Genomic DNA, 22,258 nt, shown 5'->3' with positions numbered 1-22,258 from the left:
AAAAACACTATTTTTTATGTAAAGTACGCACAAAAACCCGTCTGGCAGGCTCAAAGCCTGCCGGGACGCCGTCTTCAGCGGTTGCGGAGGAGGATGTCCCGCAGGGCTGAGAGAAGCATCTCGCACTGCTGGTCCGTTCCAACCGTGATCCGCAGCCACGAGGATGTGCGCACACCGCGCAGATGCCGGACGATAATGGCGCGTTCCCGCAGGTCTGCCGCCAGTTCCGCAGCATCGCGGTCAGCATGGTGAACATAGACAAAATTTGCCTGTGAAGGCAAGACCTTGAAGCCCAGAGCGGCCAGCTTTGCAGACAGCGTTTTACGGGTGGTGATCACCTTTTGTACACTGTCCAGAAACCAGCTTTCATCCTCCACGGCCGCGGTGGCCCCGGCCTGCGCGATGCGGTCCAGCGGGTAGGAATTGAAGCTGTCCTTCACGCGGGTCAGCCCTTCAATCAGTTCAGGCTGCGCAAACGCAAACCCCACCCGCGCCCCGGCCAGCGCACGGGATTTGGAGAAGGTCTGTACCACCAGAAGATTCGGATAGTCCTTCACCAGTGCCACAGCACTTTCCGCGCCGAAATCCACATAGGCTTCATCCACCAGCACAACCCGGTCCGGGTGCATGTCCAGCAGGCGGCGGACGTGGCTGAGATCCAGCCCGATGCCCGTCGGGGCGTTGGGGTTAGCCAGCACCACACCGCTGCATGGGCCCGCGTAATCAGCAACCTCAATGCCCATGTCTTCGTGAAGCGGCACAAGGCGATAGGGCAGATCATACAGGCCGCAATAGACCTTATAAAAACTGTAGGTGACGTCCGCGAACAGGATCGGCTCACCATGCGCAAAAAAGGCCTGAAAGGCATGAGCCAGCACTTCATCCGAGCCGTTGCCGACGAACACGTTTTCCGCCTTCAGCCCCACACGCTCAGCCAGCACGGTGCGCAGGCGGGTGGCTTCCGGGTCCGGGTACAGGCGCATGCTATCATCCGCCGCCGCCTTCATGGCCTCCAGCGCGCGGGGGGATGGCCCGTAAGGGGATTCATTGGTGTTCAGCTTGATCAGGTCCGCCATTTTAGGCTGCTCACCCGGCACATAAGGCGTCAGGCGATGAACAAGAGGACTCCAGAAACGGCTCATGGCTGAAAACATCCGCAAAAAGAAAAGGCAGCCCCGGACGGAACTGCCTTAACCCCTAACTGATGCGTCTGAGCCTGAAAAGCCCGTGCGGCGTCAGCCCTACCCGGCCTGCTGCGCTTTTATCAGAGCGACCAGTGCCGCGTTGCCCTGCCGCTGGGCCAGATCCAGCGCGTTCAGCCCTTCGCCATCCCGGTGGGTCGGGCTGGCGCCGGCGCCGAGCAGCAGCTTTGCCATATCATCCCGCCCGAACATGACGGCAAACATCAACGGGGTGCGGCCCACTGCGTTGGGCACATCCACCTGCGCCCCGGCATCCAGCAGCAGGCGAGCCAGTGGCAGAGAGCCTTTGAAGGCCACCCCCGCCAGCGCGGTTGCCCCTTTTTCATCCTGCAGGTCAGGCTTGGCACCGCGCGCCAGCAACGTGCTGACAGCCTCCACATGGCCATTATAGGAGGCCAGAATCAGCGGCGTGTAGCCTTTTTCCGCCCGCAGATTGGGGTCCATCCCCGCATCCAGAAAGCTGGAGAGCAGATCGGCCTCGCCTTCCCGCGCGGCATTAATGAACAAGGCTTCCACCTGCTCCTGCGTGAAGTCCCCAAAGGCGGCTCCCGTGCCCGGTGCACCTGCGGGCTGCCCGCCCGGAGCCTGTGCACCAAGGGCCTGCGTGCCCTGAGACTGCGGGTCCTGAGAAGAAAGCTGTGTCATACCCGACCTCCGGAAAAATTCTTACAGAACTCAGACGCAGCACCTGCCCCGAGGCCTGACGGACCGGAGCGTGCCGCGACTGCTGATTTCTAGACTGTAAACCATCTCTATATCGTAAACGTCCCGGCCTGTGCAGCGTTTCCTGACCATGGCGGGGCTGCTCTGCCGGAAGCAGGCCCGGCCCGTGTTATGCGCTACCCCCCAAGTGGTGTTGCACAGCCCTTTCCGCCACACCTCACGCGCAAGTGATGCCACTTGTTACAACCGCGGGACCGTCAGACTTTGCCGCCCTGAAACGGGGCGCAAAGGCTGCTCCAGCCGGTTTCAGCCTATCCCGCAGGGTCTATTTTGCCAGCGGGAATAATCTTAAAAATGAGATTACCCGCCCCCGCAGGCAGCCCCCGCCTGCCCTGCTGCGTTGGGAAAGCAGAGGGCGGTCCTGCGTCTTAAAAGAAGCAGAAAAGTCTCACACCTGCTCTCTTGCCCAATAACGCCGGACCGTGTGAATGTGCATACCCCTGACGTCCCGCCGGGCTCTTCCGGTGGCGGGGTCTTACCGGGCCAGAACAAAAAACGTCCATTCTGAAGGATAGGTTAGCATGCGTGCCTCTTTTTCCACCCCTCTTCGCGCACCGGCCGGTCAGGAAGCCGGGGGGACGGCCAACCTCGATAACCTGTGCATCAACACCATCCGCACGCTCTCCATGGATGGCGTTCAGAAAGCCAATTCCGGCCACCCCGGCACTGCCATGGCGCTGGCGCCTGTGGCGTATACCCTGTGGCAGGACGTTCTGAATTACGACCCGGCAGACCCGCTCTGGCCCAACCGGGACCGCTTTGTTCTGTCCATCGGCCATGCCTCCATGCTGATCTATTCCCTGATCTATCTGGCAGGCGTGCGGCAGGTGAAGAACGGGAAGGTCACCAATGAACCCTCCCTGACCATTGCCGACCTTGAACAGTTCCGTCAGCTTGATTCCAAAACCCCAGGCCACCCGGAATACGGCCACACGACCGGCGTTGAGACGACCACCGGCCCGCTCGGGCAGGGCTGTGGCAACTCTGTCGGCATGGCCATGGCGGAAAAATGGCTGGCCGCGCGCTTCAACAAGCCGGGCTTTGAGCTGTTCAACCACCATGTGTACACGCTGTGCGGCGATGGTGACATGATGGAAGGTATCTCCAGCGAGGCCGCCTCCACCGCAGGGCACCTCAAGCTGGGCAATCTGGTATGGATGTATGATGCCAACCGCATTTCCATTGAAGGCTCGACCGATATCGCGCTGACGGAAGACGTCGCGGCCCGCTTTGCCGCCTATGGCTGGCAGGTGCTGGAACTGAAGGACGCGAACGATACCGCGACCCTGAAAGACCTGCTGGCGCAGGCCAAAGCCGAGACCGAACGCCCCACCTTTATTCTGGTCCATTCCGTGATTGCATGGGGCGCACCGCACAAGGCGGGCACCGCCTCCGCCCACGGTGAGCCGCTGGGTGCGGAAGAAATCCGTGAAACCAAGAAAGCCTATGGCTGGCCAGAAGACCGCAGCTTCTATGTGCCGGATGGGGTGCAGGCCCACATGCAGGACGGTCTGGGCGCACGCGGCGCCAAAGCCCGCGCCGCGTGGGAAGCCCTGCTGGCTGACTACCGCACCGCGCACCCGGAACTGGCTGCTGAACTGGACGCCATTCTGAACGGCACCCTGCCGGAAGGCTGGGATGCGCAGATCCCGGTTTATGATGCCAGCGCAAAAGGCACCGCCTCCCGCGCCAGCTCTGGTGAAGTACTGAATGCTGTGGCAGGCCGCCTGCCCTGGCTGCTGGGTGGCTCGGCTGACCTTGCTCCCTCCACCAAGACCCTGCTGAAGGGCGAGCAAAGCTTCCAGCCCGCCGCATGGGGTGGCTCCTACGCAGGCCGGAACTTCCATTTTGGCGTGCGCGAACATGCCATGGGCGCCATTGTCAACGGCATGGCGCTGTATGGTCTGCGCCCCTACTGTGCGGGGTTCCTGATCTTCTCGGATTACATGAAGGCCCCCATCCGGCTTTCTGCCCTGATGAACCTGCCGGTCACCTACATCTTCACGCATGATTCCATCGGCGTGGGGGAAGACGGGCCGACGCATCAGCCGATCGAGCAGCTTGTGCAGCTCCGCGCCACACCGGGCATGACGACCTTCCGCCCCGGTGATGCGAATGAAGTGGCCGAAGTCTGGCGCTACCTGATTGCCAAACAGGATGGCCCGGTGGCGCTGGCGCTCAGCCGTCAGGACCTGCCGACGCTGGACCGCAGCCGCTTTGCCCCCGCCTCCGGCGTGGCAAAGGGGGGCTATATTCTGGCCGACAGCACGGAAACCCCGAAGGTGATCCTGATTGCCTCCGGCAGTGAACTGGGTCTGGCGGTGTCCGCCTATGAGGCCCTGAGCAAAGACGGCATCCCCGCCCGCGTGGTGTCCCTGCCGAGTTGGGAAGTGTTTGAAGCGCAGCCACAATCTTACCGCGATACGGTGCTACCGCCCTCCATTACAGGCCGCGTGACCATTGAAGCAGCCTCCCCCATCGGCTGGGATCGCTATGCCGGTCCGACGGGTGAGATTATTGCCATGCGTGGCTTCGGGGCATCTGCTCCGGCCGGGCAACTGGCGAAGAAATTCGGCTTTACTCCGGACGCCGTGCTGGAAGCAGCGCGCCGTCAGGCGCGCTAAGGCGCGCCTTCAACACAGATCAGATGTTTTATGCTGCCCGGCTGAGCTAAAAAGGCCGGGCGGCGTGCAAAAAGGACGCCAAGCATGACCGCTTCTTCTAAAGGTGCCAATCCGCTGCGGGATCTTGCCGCTGTGCAGCAATCCCCGTGGTTTGACTTCATTCGCCGCTCCTTTGTTGAAGACGGCTCTCTGGCCCGCCTTGTGCAGGATGATGATGTACGCGGCGTCACGTCTAACCCCGCCATTTTCCAGAAAGCGATGGGCGAAGGCACGGAATATGACGCCCAGATCCGTGAGGTTCTGGCGCATGAAATTGTCTCTCCCGGCACACTGTATGAAAAGCTTGCGGTGCGGGACATCAAAACCGCAGCCCATGTTCTGGCCCCGGTCTATGAGGCCACCCATAAGAAAGACGGGTTTGTCAGCCTTGAAGTCTCCCCCTATCTGGCGCGGGATGAAAAAGGCACAGCGCATGAAGCCGCCCGCCTGTGGGCGGATGTGGCTGAACCCAACCTGATGATCAAAATTCCGGCCACCCCGGAAAGTATTCCTGCCATCCGCCAGACCATTGCCGCAGGCATCAACGTCAACGTCACGCTGATTTTTGCGCTCTCTGCTTACAAGGCGGTGGTTGAGGCCTGGCTGGCCGGGCTTGAAGACCTGCATAAAAAAGGCGGGGATCTGTCCAAGGTTGCCTCCGTGGCGTCCTTCTTTGTCAGCCGGATTGACGGCAAGATTGATGCCGCAATTGATCACCGCGTGAAAGCGGGTGACAAGGACGCCGAGGCTCTGAAAGCCCTGCGCGGCAAGGTCGCTATTGCCAATGCCAAAGTGGCCTATGCCTATTGGCAGGAAATGGTGCAGACCCCGCGCTGGAAGGCGCTTGAAGCCGCCGGAGCCCAGCCGCAGCGCCTGCTGTGGGCCTCCACCGGCACCAAGGACAAAGCCTATAGCGATGTTCTGTATGTGGACAGCCTGATCGGCCCGCACACCGTCAACACCGTGCCGCCCGCCACCATGGATGCCTTCCGTGACCACGGGACTGTTTCCGAAACTCTGACCGCCGGGCTTGAAGACGCCCGCCATGTACTGGCCGAAGCCGAACGGCTGAAGCTGGATCTGGACGGTGTGACCGCTACACTGGTGGATGAAGGCGTGACCTCTTTTGAGGAAGCGTTTGACAGTCTCCTTGGCTCCGTCGCGGCCAAACAGCAGGCCATGCTGGCGGACAAGCTGACGGACATGAAAACCAGCCTGCCCGCCCCGCTGGAAGAGGCTGTGCAGAAAGGGCTGGACGCATGGCGCAAGGACGGCACCATCCGCAAGCTGTGGGCCAAGGATGCCTCCGTCTGGACCAGCGGCCCGGAAGCTGACTGGCTGAACTGGCTGACTATTGTTGAGGACCGTCTGGCCCATCTGTCTGAGCTGGAAAGCTTTCAGACTGAAGTAAAAGCCCGCAACTTCCATCAGGTTCTGCTGATGGGCATGGGGGGCTCCAGCCTCGGGCCGGAAGTGCTGGCCATGACCTTTGGCAAGCATGAAGGCTTTGGCCACCTGTATGTGCTGGACAGCACGGACCCGCAGCAGGTTGCCTCTTTTGAAAAGAAAATTGACCCGGCCAATACGCTGTTCATCGTCGCCTCCAAATCCGGCGGCACGCTTGAGCCGAACATCATGCTCGCCTACTTCCATGACCTCGCCAAACGCGCACTGGGTGAGAAGGCTGGTTCCCACTTTGTCGCCATTACGGACCCCGGCTCCAAGCTGGAGGCTCAGGCGAAGAAAGAGGGCTTCTGGAAGATTTTTGCGGGCGACCCGAAAATTGGGGGCCGCTATTCCGTGCTCTCCAACTTCGGCATGGTGCCCGCTGCCGCTGCTGGCCTGCCGCTGAAGCTGTTTCTGGAAGACGCCCTGCGCGGCGTGCGCATGAGCGACGCCAGCGTGCCGCCTGCCCACAACCCCGGCGTGCTGCTGGGCACCATCATGGGTGTGGCCGCAACGCAGTTCGGGCGGGATAAACTGACCATTCTTGCAACGCCGCAGATTGCCGATTTTGGCGCATGGATGGAGCAGTTGATTGCGGAATCCACCGGCAAGCACGGCAAAGGCATCATCCCCATTGATGATGAAACGCTCGGCGGCCCGAAACGCTACGGCACCGACCGCCTGTTTGTTTATCTGCGTCTGGTGCCTGAACACCGCCATGAGCAGGATGAAGCCATTGCCACGCTGATTGATGCCGGGCAGCCGGTTATCACCATCAATCTGCACAGCAAGCGCCAGATTGCGCAGGAATTCTTCCGCTGGGAGATTGCAACCGCTGTGGCCGGGGCTTTTCTGGGGATCGACCCGTTTGATCAGCCGGATGTGGAAGCCAGCAAGGTGGAAACCCGCAAACTGACGGATGCCTATAACCAGACCGGCAAACTGCCCGCAGAGCAGCCTTTTGCGCAGCACGGCTCCTTCTCCTTCTTTGCGGACCCGGTCAACGCCAAAGCCCTGAAAGGCGATAGCGCGGAAGCCATCCTGAAAGCCCATTTCGACCGCGTCAAAGCGGGCGATTATGTTGGTCTGCTGGCCTATATCGAGCGGGACCGGGGCACGATGGAATGGATTCAGCACACACGGCTGAAAATCCGTGATGCCAAAACCATTGCGACGGCTGCGGAATTTGGCCCGCGCTTCCTGCACTCCACCGGGCAGGCCTACAAAGGCGGGCCGGACACGGGCGTTTTCCTGCAAATTACGGCTGATGACGCGAAGGATCTGCCGGTACCGGGCGCCAATTACAGCTTTGGCGTGGTGAAAGCCGCTCAGGCGCGTGGGGATTTTGACGTGCTGGCCGAACGCGGCCGCCGGGCGCTGCGGGTACATATCCACGGCTCTCTGAAAGACGGGCTGGCTGCTCTGGCGACCGCCCTGCACGGCGCTCTGTAAAAGAGAACCTGCACGTCAGACATGATAAGACGCTGTTTCAAAAGTCGCCTTTTTTGAAACAGCGTCCGAGAAACAATTAAGGAAAACAGAGTATGCAGATCGGCATCGTCGGGCTTGGCAGAATGGGCGGTAATATTGCCGTCCGCCTTACACGGCACGGACATGACGTGGTGGTGTATGACCGCGACCCCGCAGTTGTTGAAAAAGTGGTGGCCCGTGCAGAAGCCGGGCACGCTGTAGGGGCCAGCAGCCTGACGGATGTGGTGGAAAAACTGGCAGGCCCCAGGCGGATTGTCTGGTCCATGCTCCCGGCGGGTGAGATTACGGAAGAAACCGTGCTCTCACTGGGCGGCCTGATGCAGCGCGGCGATATTGTGATTGATGGCGGGAATACCTACTACAAGGACGATATCCGCCGGGCAAAAACGCTGGCTGAAAAAGGCATTGATTATATTGATGTTGGCACGTCCGGCGGCGTGTGGGGGCTGGAGCGCGGCTACTGCATGATGTACGGCGGCGCGAAAGAAGCCGCTGAGCATATCGACCCCATTCTGTCCGCCCTTGCCCCCGGCATTGGCGATATCCCGCGCACCCCCGGCCGGGACCGGGATGGCGTGGACCCGCGCGCCGAGCAGGGCTACCTGTATTGCGGCCCGGCAGGCTCCGGCCATTTTGTCAAAATGGTCCATAACGGCATTGAATACGGCATGATGCAGGCCTTTGCCGAAGGCTTTGACGTGATGTACCGCAAGGACTCCCCGCTGCTGCCGGAAGATGAACGCTTCTCGCTCAACATGGCGGATATTGCGGAAGTCTGGCGGCGTGGCAGCGTGGTCTCCTCCTGGCTGCTGGACCTGACGGCTCAGGCGCTGACCAAAAATGAATCGCTCTCCGAATTCTCCGGGGAAGTAAATGATTCCGGGGAAGGCCGCTGGACCATTGAGGCCGCGATTGAAGAAGCCGTGCCGGTACCCGTCATGACGGCTGCGCTCTTCACACGCTTCCGCTCCCGCTCGGGCAACACTTTTTCTGAAAAAGTGCTGTCTGCCATGCGGTATGGCTTTGGCGGGCATGTTGAAACAAAAGACTGAATCCGTATTTTAACACGCTGACAGCACACGGGAGCGCACACGCAGCATGACGGTTACCGAGAACGCCCTTCACGCAGCCCTTGCGCCCCCGGCCAGCCGCATCCGGCTGGTTGTGTCCGACATGGACGGCACCCTGCTGACCCCGGAAAAGCAGGTGACGCACCGCACGCTTGCCGCCGTGCAGGCCCTGAAGGAGGCGGGGATTCCCCTCTGCCTCGTCAGCAGCCGCCCGCCGGGTGGGATTGAAATGTATTTTGATGTGCTGGGCCTGCACACGCCGTATGGCGCGCTGAATGGCGGCACTATCCTGAACGCTGACCGCACCGTACGCTCCCAGCTCGCGCTGGACCCCGGCGCTGTGCAGGACACGCTGGACATGCTGAAAGTGCATGATCTGGATGCCTGGCTGTTCCGTGGGCATGAATGGCTGGTGGATAACGCCACCGGGGCCTATGTGGAGCCGGAACGCAAAACGGTGCGGATAGAACCGCAGATTGTCTCCAGCTTTGCGGGCTCTCTGTCCGGTATTGGCAAAATTACCGGCTCTTCTGCCGATTATGATGCCGTGGCCCGGCAGGAAGCCGAAATTGGCATGCTGCTGGAAGGCCGCGCCAGCGTTGCGCGCTCCAGCCAGTGGTTCCTTGATATTACCCCGCTGGACGCCAATAAAGGCAACGCCGTGCGGGAACTGGCCGCCTTCTACGGGATAGACCCCTCCGAAGTCGCCTGCATTGGTGACATGGATAACGATGTGCCGATGTTTAAAGTGGCCGGGCTGTCCATTGCCATGGGGCAGGCGTCCGACCGCGTGGCCTCACAGGCCCATTTCACAACAGCCGCCAACACGGATGAAGGCTGGGCCAAAGCCATTGAATCCCTCGTGCTGCCCCGCGCAGTTTCCCTGAACGATCAGCCCGCCAGCCCGTCCGCTGTGGCCCCCGGCACACCGGGCGGAGCCTGAGGGCGGCTGGCCCCGGAAAGGACTGAGAGCATGACCGGACATACCCCCTCCCCCAAAACCAGCACCGGCGCGGGCGCAGATACCCGTACGGGCACACTGGCCATCTTTGACGATAAAGCAGCCGCCACGCGCCATCTGGCCGACTGGCTGTTGCAGGAGGCACTGGCCAAAACGGACGGGCCGTTCAGCCTTGCGCTGTCCGGCGGCAGCACGCCGCAGCTCCTGTACAGCATGATGGCGTCTGAACCCTATGCCAGCCGCTTCCCGTGGGCACGGATGCAGTTTTTTCTGGGGGATGACCGTTTTCTGGCGCACGACCATGAAGACAGCAATTCCGGCATGCTCAACCGCCTGCTGTTCTCCCACGTGCCTGTTCCGGCGGAAAATGTGCATCTCATCCCCACCGCAGGGACGGCAGAAGAAGCCGCCAGAGCCTATGAGGCCGAGTTGAAAGCCTTTTACGGGGCAGACACACTCCAGCCGGGTAAGCCGCTGTTTGACGTCAATTTGCTGGGGCTGGGCGGGGATGGTCACACCGCTTCCCTCTTCCCCGGCCAGCCGGTGCTGAAGGAACGGACGGCGTGGGTTTCCACCTGCGTACCACCTGTGGCGCCCTATACGCGCCTGACGCTGACATACCCCGCTATTGATGCCAGCCGCCATGTGGTTTTTCTGGTGGAAGGCGCTTCCAAGCGGGAAACCGTGGCAAAGGTCCGTGCGCAGGACCCGTCCTGCCCGGCCAGCGCCATTACCTCCATGGGGGATCTGACCTGGGTGCTGGACCGTGCGGCTGCCCCGGCAGATGCCTGACCAGCAACCCCGCAGGACGCGGGGACGGACGACACTCACCCCTCAGACCTGAGACCTGAGACCTGAGACCTGAGACCTGAGACCTGAGACCTGAGACCTGAGACCTGAGACCTGAGACCTGAGACCTGAGACCTGAGACCGGCGTCACCAGACTCTGAAGACCAAAAGCAAGAATAAAGGACACACACCATGACCGGCACAACACCAGACCCCGCCGCCAACCTCAAACAGCAGGCAGCCATCAAGGCGGCCGCTCTGGTGCAGGACGGCATGGTTGTCGGGCTTGGAACAGGCTCAACAGCGTTTTTTGTAGTTGCGGAACTGGGCCGCCGCGTGCGGGAAGAAGGGCTGAAAATCTGCGCCATTCCCACCTCCGAGGCTACAGATGCTCAGGCGCGGGAAGAAGGAATTCCGCTGACCACCTTCGGCGCGCATCCGGAACTGGATATCACCATTGATGGCGCGGATGAAATTGAGCCGAATACGCTCAACCTCGTCAAAGGCCGGGGCGGCGCGCTGCTGCGGGAAAAGATTGTCGCCTCCGCGGCAAAGCAACTGGTGATTGTGGCTGACAGCAGCAAATACGTGGACCATCTGGGCATGCTCTGCCCGGTGCCGGTGGAAGTGATTCCTTTTGGCTGGGAAAACGTGGCCGTCCGGCTTGGCCATCTTGGCGCGCAGGTCACTCCGCGCAAAACGCGAGACGGCTCTTTTTATCTGACGGATGAAAAGAACCTGATTCTGGACTGCGTCTTCGGCCCGATTGCGGACCCGCACACGCTGGGCGAGGCCATCCACCGGATTGTAGGCGTGGTGGAACACGGGCTGTTTATTGCAATGGCCACACAGGCCATTACCGCCGGGCCGGATGGCATCCGGGTGATTACGCCCACCGTGTCCGATGGGGTGATTTCTACCCCGACGCTCGACCCGTCTGACCCTGTCACCCATGTCGCCCCCGTCCCGGAGCCGGAGGCGGCCAGCAAGACCGTACTGCCCACCCAGCCCGTGGCGGAAGGCATCAGAAAACGCCTGCTGGTGATTATGGGCGTTTCAGGCTCCGGCAAGACCACCATTGCCGAGGGGCTGCGTAATGAACTGGGCTGGCCGTTTCAGGAAGGGGATGACCTGCACCCGGCGGCCAACGTCACCAAAATGGCGGCAGGCACCGCCCTGAATGATGAAGACCGCTGGCCATGGCTGGAACGCTGCCATGAATGGCTCTCCGGGCGGGAACAGGCAGGCACCGGCGGGATTCTGACCTGCTCCGCGCTGAAGCAGTCCTACCGGGATGCGCTGCGCAAGGGCGGGCTGGACCCGGTCTTTATCTATCTGCACACCACGCACGCTGTGCTGGTGGAGCGGCTCAAACACCGGAAGGGCCACTACATGCCCCCCACGCTGCTGCCGAGCCAGCTTGAAACGCTGGAAGTGCCGGGGCTGGAAGAACGCGCACTGACCGTTGCGGCAGAGGCCAGACCGGCCGAAACCATTGCGGAAATCCTGTCCTGCCTGAAAACTGTCTGACCCGTTCCACTCTCCGCGTGAGAACACTCTGAACAACCGCAAAAGGGGAGGCGCACCGTGGGCCATAATTACGCAAAACCGCTGACATCCGGGCAGAAGATGGAACGGTTGCTCACGCGGATTCCTCCCTCATGGGCGGTGCAGGTGGAACGTACTGCTGGCACCGCCCTGTGGCGCGCAACCGTCCATGCGCCGGAAGCAGCCGAAGGCGCGTGGAGTGACAGCTATCAGGACCCGGCGGACGCGCTGGAAGACGCATGGCGGCGCAACCGCACCGTGCTGGTCTGACTATTAACGGACGCGCCCGCGTTTGCGTGGCTGGCCTGTGAGCGGGTTGATCTGCTGGTCCCGGCGCAGCTTGGGCGTTGTGTCCGGCACCACATGGCAGGGTATGCCTTCCGCCCGGCGGGCTGCGGCAAAGCGTTCCGCGTGGCTTAACTGCGCGGCCTGATACAGAACTTTCTCCCCTAGCATCACCTTATGCTGTCGCACTGATCTGTCCTTTTTCTCTCCGGGTCATTGCAGCCTGTACGGGTGCGATATTGCACCCGCGCCTTCTGTATTCTAACGTATATAATACCATCAGGTCGGAATACTCATGCGCTCTTTCATGCTCCGTTGCAGACTGCTCTGCTCCTCCTCCCTCATGCTTGGCCTGCTGAGTGCAGGTCTGGCGGCCCCTTTGGCAGCACATGGGCAGGCGACGCAGACAGAGTCCACCCCCGGCGCGCATGTTGTCGGGCAGGCCGTAGCCACCATGCCTGCCATCAATAATATCCCGGTCTATCCCCGCACAGTGACGGATATGAGTGGCACCAGCGTTGCGCTGGATAAAAACGCCCATAACATTGCCGATCTCTGGTTTGCCCATAACGAAATTACCGTCATGCTGGGCGGTGCGGAGCGCATCAGGGTCACAGCCGACAAACCGGAAGACCTGCCCTGGCTGTTTAAAATAGCACCCATGCTGCGCTCGGCTGAAACCGGCATCCGTCCGGAGATTGCCAACCCGGAAGACCTGCTGAACCGCCATATCGGGCTGGTTTTTGTGCCGACCCGCGCCAAGGCGGAAGATTTGCGTAAAACCGGCCTGCCCACGCTGGACGCCCATTACACCACCCTGCCGCAGATGCTGACCTCGCTGGACATGACAGCCGATGCGCTGGCCACGCCCTACGCCCATCTGATTGCAGCCCAGTATCGCAAAAAGCTGGAAGAGGTGGAGCAGCGTCTGCAAACGCGCACCTCTGCCCTGCCCGCCGCTGCGCGCCCGCGTGTGCTGCATATTGCGCGCCTCAACCCACTCCAGATTGACGGGGCGGACACACTGATTGACGCATGGATTCAGACTGCGGGCGGACGCAATGCGGCAGCGGACGTCTCCGGCAATCATCGCCCGGTTACGTTTGAGCAGATTGCGGCATGGAACCCGGATATGATCATCATCGCGGCCAATGCCGGCCCCGTGGCCGCAGAGGCCCCGCTGCGCACCCTTGCCGCATTCAGGCAGGGCAAGGTCTGGACCAACCCGCAGGGTGTGTTCCCGTGGGACCGATACGGGTGTGAAGAACTGCTCCAGCTTGAATGGGCCGCGCAGAAAATTCATCCGGATCTGTTCAGGGATCTTGATCTGCGCAGTGAGGTCAAAGCCTTTTACACGCAGTTCTTCCGCTACACGCTGACGGATGATGACGTGACGCGGATTCTGGCAGGCCAGCCGCCTGCCACACCCTGAAGCGACCAGGCAAACATCCAAGCATAACATCCCGGATATAAATCCACAGGGACTCAAAATTAGTCCTTCCCTCCCGGAGGGGAAAGCAGGCATTACAGGCAGCGTGAGACATCAGACAGACGCCTCTCTGCCTGTTTCAGCGCAGCCATGACCGGCTTGCTGGACCATATGCGCACCCACAACACGCCGCCCCGGTTTCTGGCGGCGCTTCGGGCGCTTGTGCGGAAAGATACCCTGTGGCTCATTGCGCTGGCGGCGCTTGTTGGCGTGCTGGCGGGCGGTGTTGTCAGCCTGATGACAGCCACAACATTCCTCACCCACCATCTGCTCTCCCCCGGTTCCGGCCGCCTGTCCGGCCTGAGCCATGTCAGCCCCGTGCGCGCCCTTCTGGTCCCTACGGCGGGCGGCCTGCTGCTGGGGCTGACCAGCCTGTATCTGGCCCGCAAAACCCGTTTCCGCCCGATTGACCCGATTGAGGCCAACGCCCTGCATGGGGGCCGCATGTCCCTGCGGGACAGTCTGATTCTGGCAGGCCAGACCATTCTCTCCAACGGGTGCGGCGTCTCGCTGGGGCTGGAGGCCGGGTTCAGCCAGCTTGGCGCGGCCTTTGGCTCCCGCATTGGCCGGCAGTTGCGCATGCACCGGGCGGATGTGCGGCTGCTGGTGGGCTGCGGGGCCGCCGGGGCCATCGGGGCCGCGTTTGATGCGCCGCTGGCCGGAGCGTTTTATGCGTTTGAACTGATTATTGGCTCCTACACCTTTACCGCACTGGCCCCGGTCGCGCTGGCGGCCATCTGCGGGATTGGCGTGGTGCATCTGACAGACACCGTCCTGCCGCCCATCCTTGTGGCCACACCGCAGAACATTCCGCTCATGGTGTATTTCCCCATCATTCTGCTGGGCATTTTTGCCGGGCTGGTGGGTATTATGCTCATGCGCGGCGTGACGCTGACGGAACACACCTTCCAGCGCCTGCCGCTGCCCGTCTGGCTGCGGCCTGCGCTGGGCGGCCTGCTGGTGGGCGGGCTGGCCCTGCTCTCCCCCTCCGTTCTGTCCTCCGGCCATATGGCCATGCGGGCCGGGCTGATCAGTTCCCCGCCGCTGATGCTGGCGCTCGGGCTGCTGGGGCTCAAGGCGCTGGCCTCGGCTATTTCCATCGGGTCGGGCTTTCGCGGCGGCTTGTTTTTTGCCTCACTGTATCTGGGCGTGCTGACAGGGGCGGTATTTGCCGGAGCACTTGCCCCACTGGCGGTACTGCCGGTGTCCGTCTGCGCCATTGTGGGTATGTGTGCGCTTGCCGTGGCGGTGATTGGCGGCCCCATGACCATGATCTTTCTCGCGCTGGAAACCACAGGCAGCCTGCCGCTGACGGGGGCTGTGGTGGTCTCGGCCATTGTCTCCTCCATGACGGTGCGGCGGACCTTTGGCTATTCCTTCGCCACATGGCGCTTCCACCTGCGCGGGGAAAATATCCGCTCGGGCGTGGATGTGGGCTGGATGCGCACCCTGACGGTGGAACGGATGATGCGCACGGAAATTGCCACCTTCCCTGAAACAGAAACCGTGCAGGCCGCGCGCACCGCCTTCCCGCACCAGACGCCGCGCTACATCCTTCTGTGTGATGCGCAGAATCACTATAAAGGGCTGGTGGAAAGCGTGCTGTTCCACGCCAGCCGCGTGCCGGAAACCACACCGCTGACAGAGCTGGTGGCCGCGGATGATGTCGCCCTGACACCCGCCCTTTCTCTCTCCACCGCCATTGATACGTTTGAGCGTCTGGCCCGCCCCGCGCTGGCCGTGGTGGACGCGGACAACCACATTCTCGGCCTGCTGAGCGAACGCTATGTGCTGCGCCGTTACGCCGAGGAACTGGAACGCACCCGCCGGGAACTGGCAGGGGAGAAATACCGCGTCTGAAGACCACTTGCGTCTGACGGGCACAGCATCCGCTTTTGCGTTCTGACACCCTGCCGCTATGGCTGAGTACTCTTGTGACTGAAATAAAGGCGAAACGGATGGTCTTTTCTCACGCTTTGAAAACACCCCTGCTACTGTGCAGAGCGCTTTGTCTGGCGCTCGCGCTGGCTGGCGCACCGGCACTTGGGGCCACGGGGCATCAGAACGCCTCCCGTCCCGCTTCTCCCGCACTGGACAGCGCCGCTCTTGCTGTGCGGGCCGAACTGAACGCCGTTGGCGCGGCCCGTTTCACCGCGCCGGACTACAAGCCCGGCATGGTGCGCCATATGGTGATGTTCGCCTTCCGCCCCGGCACCACCGCCGCGCAACGCGCTGAAGTGACGCGCCGTTTTGTGGCGCTCACCACCCTCTCCCGCCGCCCGGATGGCAAAGCCGTGGTGGCCTCCCTTGAAACCGGCGCACAGAGCAGCGGGGAAAACGCGGATCTCGGGCTGGAGCAGGGCTATCTGGTCACCTTTGCGTCAGAAGGGGACAGGAATTTTTACGTTGGCCGCCCGATTGTGACCGAGGCCGGGTGCTTTGACCCTGCGCATGATGCGTTCAAAACCTTTGCAGGCCCGTATCTGGCCAGAGTGGTGGTGTTTGACTTCACGCCCGATGCCCCGGCGGCCCCCTAAAACGGCCTCTGGCTTTTTTGCCGGAAGACTGCAAGGATTTCCGGGCGGTGCGCCGTTTCCGCCCGGAGCGGGAGGCCGCACCAACCCAGACGCATATCTGTGATCTGGCACGGAAGAAGAAGAGTGTTATAACACCCCCCACGTTTTTTGCCTGATCCAGACGGAGCCTTACCTTATGACCGCCCCTGCCCAGACCCCGGCGAACCAGTCTCTGCTGGGCCGCCTGAAGGATATTGCCGGACACAGCCATGTGCTGACCAGCGAGGCCGAAACCTACCGCTTCCGCCACGGCTTCCGCTTTGGGGCAGGCAAGGTGCTGGCCGTGGTACAGCCGGGCACGCTGGTAGAACTGTGGCGCGTGGCGCAGGCCTGTGTGGCCGCGGGCAAAATTATCATCATGCAGGCCGCCAATACCGGCCTGACGGGTGGCTCCACGCCGGATGGTAATGATTATGACCGTGAGATCGTGCTGATCAGCACCCTGCGGCTGACGGGGGCGCATCTGATTGGTGGCGGCAAGCAGGTTGTCTGTCTGCCCGGCGCCACACTGTATGAGCTGGAAGGCATGCTGGGCGCCATCGGGCGGGAACCGCATTCCGTTATCGGCTCCTCCTGCATTGGTGCCTCCGTTCTGGGCGGCATCAGCAACAACTCCGGCGGCGCGCTGGTGCAGCGCGGCCCGGCCTATACGGAAATGGCCGTGTTTGGTCAGGTGGGGGAAGACGGCACGCTGCGGCTGGTCAACCATCTGGGCATCCAGCTTGGGAATGACCCGGAAGCCATTCTGAACAAGCTTCAGGCAGGCACCTTCTCCGATGCGGATATCGACTGGGATGCGGGCCGCGGGCATGACAATAACTACATCACCCATGTGCGCGATGTGGATGCGGATACCCCTGCCCGCTTCAACGCGGACCCGGCGCGCTGGCATGAGGCCGCAGGCTGCGCTGGCAAGCTGGTGGTGTTTGCTGTGCGTCTGGATACCTTCCCGGCGGCCAAAAACCCTGCGGTGTTCTACATCGGCTCCAACAGCACAGACGAGCTGGAAGACCTGCGCCGCCATATGCTGACAGGCTTTGAAGAACTGCCGATTGCCGGGGAATACATCCACCGCGATGCGTTCAATATCGCCGAGAAATACGGCAAGGATACCTTTGCCATCATCCGCAAATTTGGCACGAAGTTCCTGCCAAAAATGTTTACCATGAAGTCAAAGTTCGACATTTTTGCCAAGAAATTCGGCTTCCTGCCTGAAAACCTGAGTGACCGCATCATGCAGGCGCTCAGCGTGTTCATCCCCACCCAGTTGCCAAAACGCATGCTGGACTACCGGGATAAATTTGAACACCACCTGATGCTGAAAACCTCCGCTACGCTGACCGCGCCCATGAAGGCGTATCTGGAGCAGTTCTTCACCACCGCAACGGGTGAGTTTTTTGAATGTACGCCGGATGAAGGCTCCCGCGCCTTCCTGCACCGCTTTGCCGCGGCCGGGGCCGCCGTGCGCTACCGGGCCGTGCATCACCGTGAGGCGGAAGATATTGTGGCGCTGGACGTGGCCCTGCGCCGGAATGACCGGGAATGGTTTGAAAAACTGCCGAAAGAGATTGAAGATAAGATTATCGTCAAACTCTATTACGGCCATTTCCTGTGCCATGTGATGCATCAGGATTACGTCATTAAAAAAGGCTACAACGCCATGGACGTGGAGCACAGCATGCTCCCCGGTCTGGACCAGCGCGGCGCGCGCTACCCGGCGGAACATAACGTGGGCCATCTCTATCAGGCTCCGGATGTCATGCTGGCGCATTACCGGGAGCTGGACCCCTGCAACTGCATGAACCCCGGCATCGGTCTGGCCACCAAGAAGAAAAACTGGGTGGCCGAAAGCGTCTGAAACGCGATAGAGAGGTCCGGCCCTTTCCTGTTACCGGACCTCTCGCTTTATGCTCCAGATCGACAACCTCGTGTTCAACGCATGGGGACGCCAGTTTTTCAATCGCGCCAGCGTCAGCCTGCCCAACCCCTCCAAGGTCTCTCTGGTGGGGCGGAACGGGGTGGGCAAGTCCACGCTGTTCAAGCTGATTAAAGGCGAGTTGCAGCCGGACTCCGGTGAAATTTCCATCCCCAAGGCTGCCCGCGTGGCGGCTGTTGATCAGGAACATCCTGCAACAGATATCAGCCTGATTGACACCATTCTGGCCGCCGATGCGGAACGTGCGACCCTGATGGCCGAGCTGGAAACAGCCGAGCCGGAGCGCATGGGCGATATCTGGATGCGGCTGATTGAAATTGACGCGGACAGTGCCCCCGCGCGGGCTGCCGAAATTCTGAATGGCCTTGGCTTCTCCACAGAAGATCTGGACCGCCCGATGGCGGAATTTTCCGGTGGCTGGCGGATGCGTGTGGCACTGGCCGCCGCCCTGTTCTCCGAGCCTGACCTGCTGCTGCTGGATGAACCGACCAACTATCTGGACCTTGAAGGCGCGCTCTGGCTGGAAGCCCGGCTGGAACGCTACCCGCACTGCGCCCTGATTATCAGCCATGACCGGGAACTGCTGAACAACTCGGTCGATTTCACGCTGCATGTCACGGAAGGCAAGCTGGAACTCTATACCGGCGGGTATGATTCCTTTGAGCATCAGCGGGCCGAGAAAATCCGCCTGCAAAGTGCCACCCGCGCCAAGCAGGAAGCCGAGCGCGCGCATCTGCAATCCTTTGTGGACCGCTTCAAAGCCTCAGCCGCCAAGGCCGCACAGGCCCAGAGCCGCGTGAAACGCCTTGCCAAGCTGACGCCGATTGAAACGACCATCGAGGCGCAGGTCTCCCCCTTCATCCTGCCCTCCCCGCCGCGCCCGCTGGCCCCGCCGCTGCTGCGGCTGGAAAATGTGGAAGTTGGCTACGGGGATGATCCGGCCATTCTGAAAGACCTCGACCTGCGGCTGGATGTAGATGACCGCATCGGCCTGCTGGGCGTGAACGGGGCCGGGAAATCCACCTTCGCCAAGCTGGTGGCCGGCGCGTTGCAGGCGCGCTCCGGGCGCGTCTCCCGCTCGGCCCGGCTGGAGGTGGGCTGGTTCCATCAGCATCAGATTGAAGCACTGGACCCGCAGCAGACACCGCTGGATATCATGCGCGAAGCCCGGCCTACGGACAGTGACCAGTCCCACCGCTCCCGGCTGGCCCAGTTCGGCATTCATTTTGAAAAACAGGGCACCAAGGTTGAAGCCCTCTCGGGGGGTGAACGCGCCCGCCTGCTGCTGAACATGGTCGCCATGTCCGCTCCGCACCTGCTGATTCTGGATGAACCGACCAACCATCTGGATATCGACAGCCGCCGCGCCCTGCTGGACGCACTGAATGCGTATGAAGGCGCTGTGCTGCTGATTACCCATGACCGCTCCCTGATGGAGCTGGTGGCGGACCGGCTGTGGCTGGCAGCCGACAACACCATTGTCCCGTTTGACGGCGATATGGACGACTACGCCTGCTTTGTGGTTGAGCGCGCCCGTGGCGGTACAGCCGCCCCCTCCCAGCGCGCCGCAAAGGAAAAGCGGAACAAGAAAGAGAAAAAAGAGAAGAAGAAAAAGTCCTGAGCAGAGCAGAGCGTAGGCCAGACCCTTGGCGCAGATTGCCATCACCCCAACCCTTGCGCTGGATGACGCGGAACTCTCCTTTACCTACATTCTGGCCTCCGGCCCCGGCGGGCAGAATGTCAACAAGGTCGCCACGGCCGCGCAGTTGCGGTTTGATGCAGCCCGGTCTCCCTCCCTGCCCGAGCGGGTGCGCGCCCGCCTGCTGGAGCTGGCCGGAAGCCGCGCCACGCGGGACGGCGTGATTGTGATTACCGCCCGCAATTACCGCACCCAGCAGCAGAACCGGGAGGACGCCACCCAGCGTCTGGCAGAGCTGATCCGGCAGGCCGCACACAAACAGGCCTACCGGGTGCCCACCCGCCCCGGTAAAGGGGCCCGCCAGCGGCGGCTGGATGGTAAGGCCCGCCGCGCCAGCATCAAGCAGGGCCGCAGCAAACGGTTTGATGATTAGTCTCGCAGGGGCGTTCACCGCACGCCATGCGCCTTACACCTCATTCCCACTGCGCCTATCCCAGACGTGAAGAGCCGCCCTCTTTTGCGCGCCGGAGAAATCGGGCTTCATGCTGCCTCACGGTTTTTCCCCGCGAGGCGTATTGATGACAACTCCCCACCGCCCCACCCAGTCCAGCACCATGACGGCCATCTGCTTTGCAGAGCCGGGCGGGCCGGATGTGCTGCATTGTGAAACACTCCCCATCCCGCAGCCGGGGCGCGGCGAGGTTCTGGTGCGGGTGCAGGCCGCAGGGGTCAACCGGCCAGATCTGATGCAGCGCGCGGGGCTTTACCCCCCGCCGCCGGGAGCCAACCCGCGCCTCGGGCTGGAAATTGCCGGGGAGATTGTCGCCTGTGGTGCGCCGCTGGAAGGCACGCCCATGCCGGATATTGGCAGCAGCGTCTGCGCGCTGGCCAATGGCGGGGGCTATGCGGACTATTGTCTGGTGCCTGCCGGGCAGTGTCTGCCCTGGCCCAAGGGGTTTGACGCCGTACAGGCGGCAACGCTGCCGGAAACCTTTTTTACGGTGTGGTCCAACCTGTTCATGCCCGCGCCTCCGGCTGTGGGGCAGCGGGTGCTGATCCACGGTGGCAGCAGCGGCATTGGTGTCACCGCCATCCAGCTTGTGCGGGCCTTCGGGGCTATCCCGTATGTCACGGTTGGCAGTGCGGAAAAATGCGCGCTGTGTGAACAGCTTGGCGCGGTCGCCATCAATTATCGTGAGGAAGATTTTGCAACCCGCCTGCGGGAGCTGACAGACGGTGTGGGCGTCAACCTCATTCTGGATATGATCGGCGGCGCGTATTTTGACCGCAATATCAAAAGTCTGGCGCAGGACGGGCGGCTGGTGATTATCGCCCTGCAAGGCGGTGCCAAAGCGGAACAGGCCGACCTCGCCCGCATCATGACGCGGCGGCTTGTCGTCACCGGCAGCACCCTCCGTGGGCGGGACACCGCAACCAAGGCCCGCATCGCGCGGGAACTGCACGCGCAGGTCTGGCCGCTACTGGCCAGCGGGACCATCCGCCCCCGGATTGATACGGTTCTGCCGTTCTCCAAGGCAGCGGAAGCCCACCAGATGATGGAAGACGGCAAACATCTGGGCCGCATCATTCTGGTGCCGGACGCCAGCGCCTGATCCACGGCCCATATGGGCCTGCCGCGGGCCAGCACACACCCGCACATAGCAGTATGTGCGCACGGCATTCCCCTGAGGGGGCTTTTTTCGCTACAAGAGGAAATCTGATCCCTCTTCTGGTGAGAAGCCCCGCTTTTTATGGCCCCATCTTCCTCTCTTACGGACAGGCTTGCTGATGTCCGCGCCCGCATCCACGCTGCGGCACAGGCTGCCGGGCGAGACCCGGCCTCTGTCACGCTAGTTGCGGTCTCCAAGTTTCATCCGGCCAGCAGCGTGCAGGAAGCCATCGCGGCAGGGCAGACTGTGTTCGGAGAAAACCGGGTGCAGGAAGCCGCCGCCAAATTCCCGCCTATGCGGGCACATAACCCGGCGCTGCGCCTGCATCTGATTGGCGGCCTGCAAACCAACAAGGCAAAAGAAGCCGTACGCATAGCCGATATGATTGAAAGCCTCGATCGCCCGGCGCTGGCCGACGCTCTGGCCCGCGCGGCCGAAAGTGAAGGCCGGATGCCAAACCTGCTGATTGAGGTCAACACCGGGGATGAACCCCAGAAGTTCGGTGTGCCGAAGGAAGAAGCCGACCGCTTTATCCGTGCCTGCCGCCAGCGGTTTGGAGCCAGTTTGCAGGGGCTGATGTGCATTCCACCCGCAGAGCAGGACCCCGTCCCGCATTTCCGGCTGCTGCGCAGCATGGCACAGACGCACGGGCTGCCTGTTCTCTCCATGGGCATGTCCGCAGACTACCCGGCCGCCATTGCGGAAGGGGCGACACTGGTGCGCKTTGGCACCGCCATTTTCGGCCCCCGGCCTCCCACCCCCTGACGCAT

The 22,258-nt window shown here is 61.9% G+C and carries 18 protein-coding genes and 1 pseudogene; 16 read left to right on the top strand and 3 right to left on the bottom strand.

From position 1 onward, the window contains the following. Positions 1 to 74: 74 nt before the first annotated feature. Together hisC and KP699_RS13450 are read right to left on the bottom strand one after the other, a co-directional pair. On the bottom strand, positions 75 to 1,142 hold the full coding sequence (gene hisC / locus KP699_RS13455; RefSeq protein ID WP_215762979.1) for a histidinol-phosphate transaminase: 1,068 nt from the start codon (positions 1,140 to 1,142) through the stop codon (positions 75 to 77). 99 nt (positions 1,143 to 1,241) lie between these two features. Continuing rightward, positions 1,242 to 1,847 carry an ankyrin repeat domain-containing protein gene (locus tag KP699_RS13450; RefSeq protein WP_215762978.1) on the bottom strand — a complete coding sequence of 202 codons (606 nt, stop codon included), beginning with the start codon at positions 1,845 to 1,847 and terminating at the stop codon, positions 1,242 to 1,244. A gap of 599 nt (positions 1,848 to 2,446) precedes the next feature. Between KP699_RS13450 and tkt the strand changes: the two genes are divergently transcribed. The 8 genes and pseudogenes from tkt (at position 2,447) to KP699_RS13410 (ending at position 12,163) form a co-directional block, all read left to right on the top strand. Further along, positions 2,447 to 4,549: a transketolase gene (gene tkt, locus KP699_RS13445; protein WP_212354856.1), complete on the top strand. Its 2,103-nt coding sequence runs from the start codon at positions 2,447 to 2,449 to the stop codon at positions 4,547 to 4,549. An 84-nt stretch (positions 4,550 to 4,633) separates the two neighbouring features. Beyond that, on the top strand, positions 4,634 to 7,486 hold the full coding sequence (locus KP699_RS13440) for a bifunctional transaldolase/phosoglucose isomerase (protein WP_215762977.1): 2,853 nt from the start codon (positions 4,634 to 4,636) through the stop codon (positions 7,484 to 7,486). 92 nt (positions 7,487 to 7,578) lie between these two features. Then, entirely contained in the window at positions 7,579 to 8,577 is a 999-nt protein-coding gene (gene gnd, locus KP699_RS13435; protein WP_077930985.1) for a phosphogluconate dehydrogenase (NAD(+)-dependent, decarboxylating), read from the top strand. Between the two features lie 46 nt (positions 8,578 to 8,623). Next, positions 8,624 to 9,538, top strand: a complete 915-nt coding sequence (locus tag KP699_RS13430) for an HAD family hydrolase (protein ID WP_212354860.1) — start codon at positions 8,624 to 8,626, stop codon at positions 9,536 to 9,538. Between the two features lie 30 nt (positions 9,539 to 9,568). Then, complete coding sequence (pgl, locus tag KP699_RS13425; protein ID WP_215762976.1) at positions 9,569 to 10,348, top strand: 6-phosphogluconolactonase; 780 nt, start codon at positions 9,569 to 9,571, stop codon at positions 10,346 to 10,348. Positions 10,349 to 10,537: 189 nt separating this feature from the next. Beyond that, positions 10,538 to 11,239: pseudogene (gene rpiA, locus KP699_RS13420) on the top strand (ribose-5-phosphate isomerase RpiA); the annotation flags it as partial. A 153-nt stretch (positions 11,240 to 11,392) separates the two neighbouring features. Continuing rightward, positions 11,393 to 11,875: a gluconokinase gene (locus KP699_RS13415; protein WP_212359745.1), complete on the top strand. Its 483-nt coding sequence runs from the start codon at positions 11,393 to 11,395 to the stop codon at positions 11,873 to 11,875. 57 nt (positions 11,876 to 11,932) lie between these two features. Continuing rightward, the gene (locus tag KP699_RS13410) at positions 11,933 to 12,163 is read left to right on the top strand and encodes a hypothetical protein (RefSeq protein ID WP_215762975.1); all 231 of its coding nucleotides are present in this window, start codon (positions 11,933 to 11,935) and stop codon (positions 12,161 to 12,163) included. A 3-nt stretch (positions 12,164 to 12,166) separates the two neighbouring features. Here the strand turns inward: KP699_RS13410 and KP699_RS13405 are convergent, their stop codons facing one another. Further along, entirely contained in the window at positions 12,167 to 12,367 is a 201-nt protein-coding gene (locus KP699_RS13405) for a hypothetical protein (RefSeq protein WP_215762974.1), read from the bottom strand. Between the two features lie 118 nt (positions 12,368 to 12,485). Between KP699_RS13405 and KP699_RS13400 the strand changes: the two genes are divergently transcribed. From KP699_RS13400 to KP699_RS13365, 8 genes are all read left to right on the top strand, one after another. Further along, a complete protein-coding gene (locus tag KP699_RS13400; protein ID WP_252347068.1) occupies positions 12,486 to 13,610 on the top strand; it encodes an ABC transporter substrate-binding protein in 1,125 nt (374 codons plus the stop codon). 147 nt (positions 13,611 to 13,757) lie between these two features. Continuing rightward, positions 13,758 to 15,527: a chloride channel protein gene (locus tag KP699_RS13395; RefSeq protein ID WP_077930980.1), complete on the top strand. Its 1,770-nt coding sequence runs from the start codon at positions 13,758 to 13,760 to the stop codon at positions 15,525 to 15,527. A 98-nt stretch (positions 15,528 to 15,625) separates the two neighbouring features. Then, on the top strand, positions 15,626 to 16,204 hold the full coding sequence (locus tag KP699_RS13390) for a Dabb family protein (RefSeq protein ID WP_215762973.1): 579 nt from the start codon (positions 15,626 to 15,628) through the stop codon (positions 16,202 to 16,204). A 175-nt stretch (positions 16,205 to 16,379) separates the two neighbouring features. After that, the gene (dld, locus tag KP699_RS13385) at positions 16,380 to 18,101 is read left to right on the top strand and encodes a D-lactate dehydrogenase (RefSeq protein ID WP_215762972.1); all 1,722 of its coding nucleotides are present in this window, start codon (positions 16,380 to 16,382) and stop codon (positions 18,099 to 18,101) included. A 49-nt stretch (positions 18,102 to 18,150) separates the two neighbouring features. Beyond that, positions 18,151 to 19,800 carry an ABC-F family ATP-binding cassette domain-containing protein gene (locus tag KP699_RS13380; protein ID WP_215762971.1) on the top strand — a complete coding sequence of 550 codons (1,650 nt, stop codon included), beginning with the start codon at positions 18,151 to 18,153 and terminating at the stop codon, positions 19,798 to 19,800. A gap of 25 nt (positions 19,801 to 19,825) precedes the next feature. Further along, positions 19,826 to 20,251: an alternative ribosome rescue aminoacyl-tRNA hydrolase ArfB gene (gene arfB, locus KP699_RS13375; RefSeq protein ID WP_252347067.1), complete on the top strand. Its 426-nt coding sequence runs from the start codon at positions 19,826 to 19,828 to the stop codon at positions 20,249 to 20,251. Positions 20,252 to 20,396: 145 nt separating this feature from the next. Then, positions 20,397 to 21,431, top strand: a complete 1,035-nt coding sequence (locus KP699_RS13370; RefSeq protein WP_252347066.1) for an NAD(P)H-quinone oxidoreductase — start codon at positions 20,397 to 20,399, stop codon at positions 21,429 to 21,431. Between the two features lie 138 nt (positions 21,432 to 21,569). After that, on the top strand, positions 21,570 to 22,253 hold the full coding sequence (locus KP699_RS13365; RefSeq protein WP_215762970.1) for a YggS family pyridoxal phosphate-dependent enzyme: 684 nt from the start codon (positions 21,570 to 21,572) through the stop codon (positions 22,251 to 22,253). The last annotated feature ends 5 nt before the right edge of the window (positions 22,254 to 22,258 follow it).

Origin of the sequence: Acetobacter sp. P1H12_c, assembly GCF_018811975.1 — a bacterium.
GTDB classification, from domain to species: domain Bacteria; phylum Pseudomonadota; class Alphaproteobacteria; order Acetobacterales; family Acetobacteraceae; genus Acetobacter; species Acetobacter persici.
The sequence above is the reverse complement of the archived record's forward strand: the minus strand, read 5'-3'. Positions and strand labels throughout refer to the sequence as shown.

What these genes read in the sequence shown, in the direction of transcription:
- hisC (WP_215762979.1), bottom strand. Translation starts at nt 1,142, where the DNA reads ATGAGCCGTTTCTGGAGTCCTCTTGTTCATCGCCTGACGCCTTATGTG.
- KP699_RS13450 (WP_215762978.1), bottom strand. Translation starts at nt 1,847, where the DNA reads ATGACACAGCTTTCTTCTCAGGACCCGCAGTCTCAGGGCACGCAGGCC.
- tkt (WP_212354856.1), top strand. Translation starts at nt 2,447, where the DNA reads ATGCGTGCCTCTTTTTCCACCCCTCTTCGCGCACCGGCCGGTCAGGAA.
- KP699_RS13440 (WP_215762977.1), top strand. Translation starts at nt 4,634, where the DNA reads ATGACCGCTTCTTCTAAAGGTGCCAATCCGCTGCGGGATCTTGCCGCT.
- gnd (WP_077930985.1), top strand. Translation starts at nt 7,579, where the DNA reads ATGCAGATCGGCATCGTCGGGCTTGGCAGAATGGGCGGTAATATTGCC.
- KP699_RS13430 (WP_212354860.1), top strand. Translation starts at nt 8,624, where the DNA reads ATGACGGTTACCGAGAACGCCCTTCACGCAGCCCTTGCGCCCCCGGCC.
- pgl (WP_215762976.1), top strand. Translation starts at nt 9,569, where the DNA reads ATGACCGGACATACCCCCTCCCCCAAAACCAGCACCGGCGCGGGCGCA.
- KP699_RS13415 (WP_212359745.1), top strand. Translation starts at nt 11,393, where the DNA reads ATGGGCGTTTCAGGCTCCGGCAAGACCACCATTGCCGAGGGGCTGCGT.
- KP699_RS13400 (WP_252347068.1), top strand. Translation starts at nt 12,486, where the DNA reads ATGCTCCGTTGCAGACTGCTCTGCTCCTCCTCCCTCATGCTTGGCCTG.
- KP699_RS13395 (WP_077930980.1), top strand. Translation starts at nt 13,758, where the DNA reads ATGACCGGCTTGCTGGACCATATGCGCACCCACAACACGCCGCCCCGG.
- KP699_RS13390 (WP_215762973.1), top strand. Translation starts at nt 15,626, where the DNA reads ATGGTCTTTTCTCACGCTTTGAAAACACCCCTGCTACTGTGCAGAGCG.
- dld (WP_215762972.1), top strand. Translation starts at nt 16,380, where the DNA reads ATGACCGCCCCTGCCCAGACCCCGGCGAACCAGTCTCTGCTGGGCCGC.
- KP699_RS13380 (WP_215762971.1), top strand. Translation starts at nt 18,151, where the DNA reads ATGCTCCAGATCGACAACCTCGTGTTCAACGCATGGGGACGCCAGTTT.
- KP699_RS13370 (WP_252347066.1), top strand. Translation starts at nt 20,397, where the DNA reads ATGACAACTCCCCACCGCCCCACCCAGTCCAGCACCATGACGGCCATC.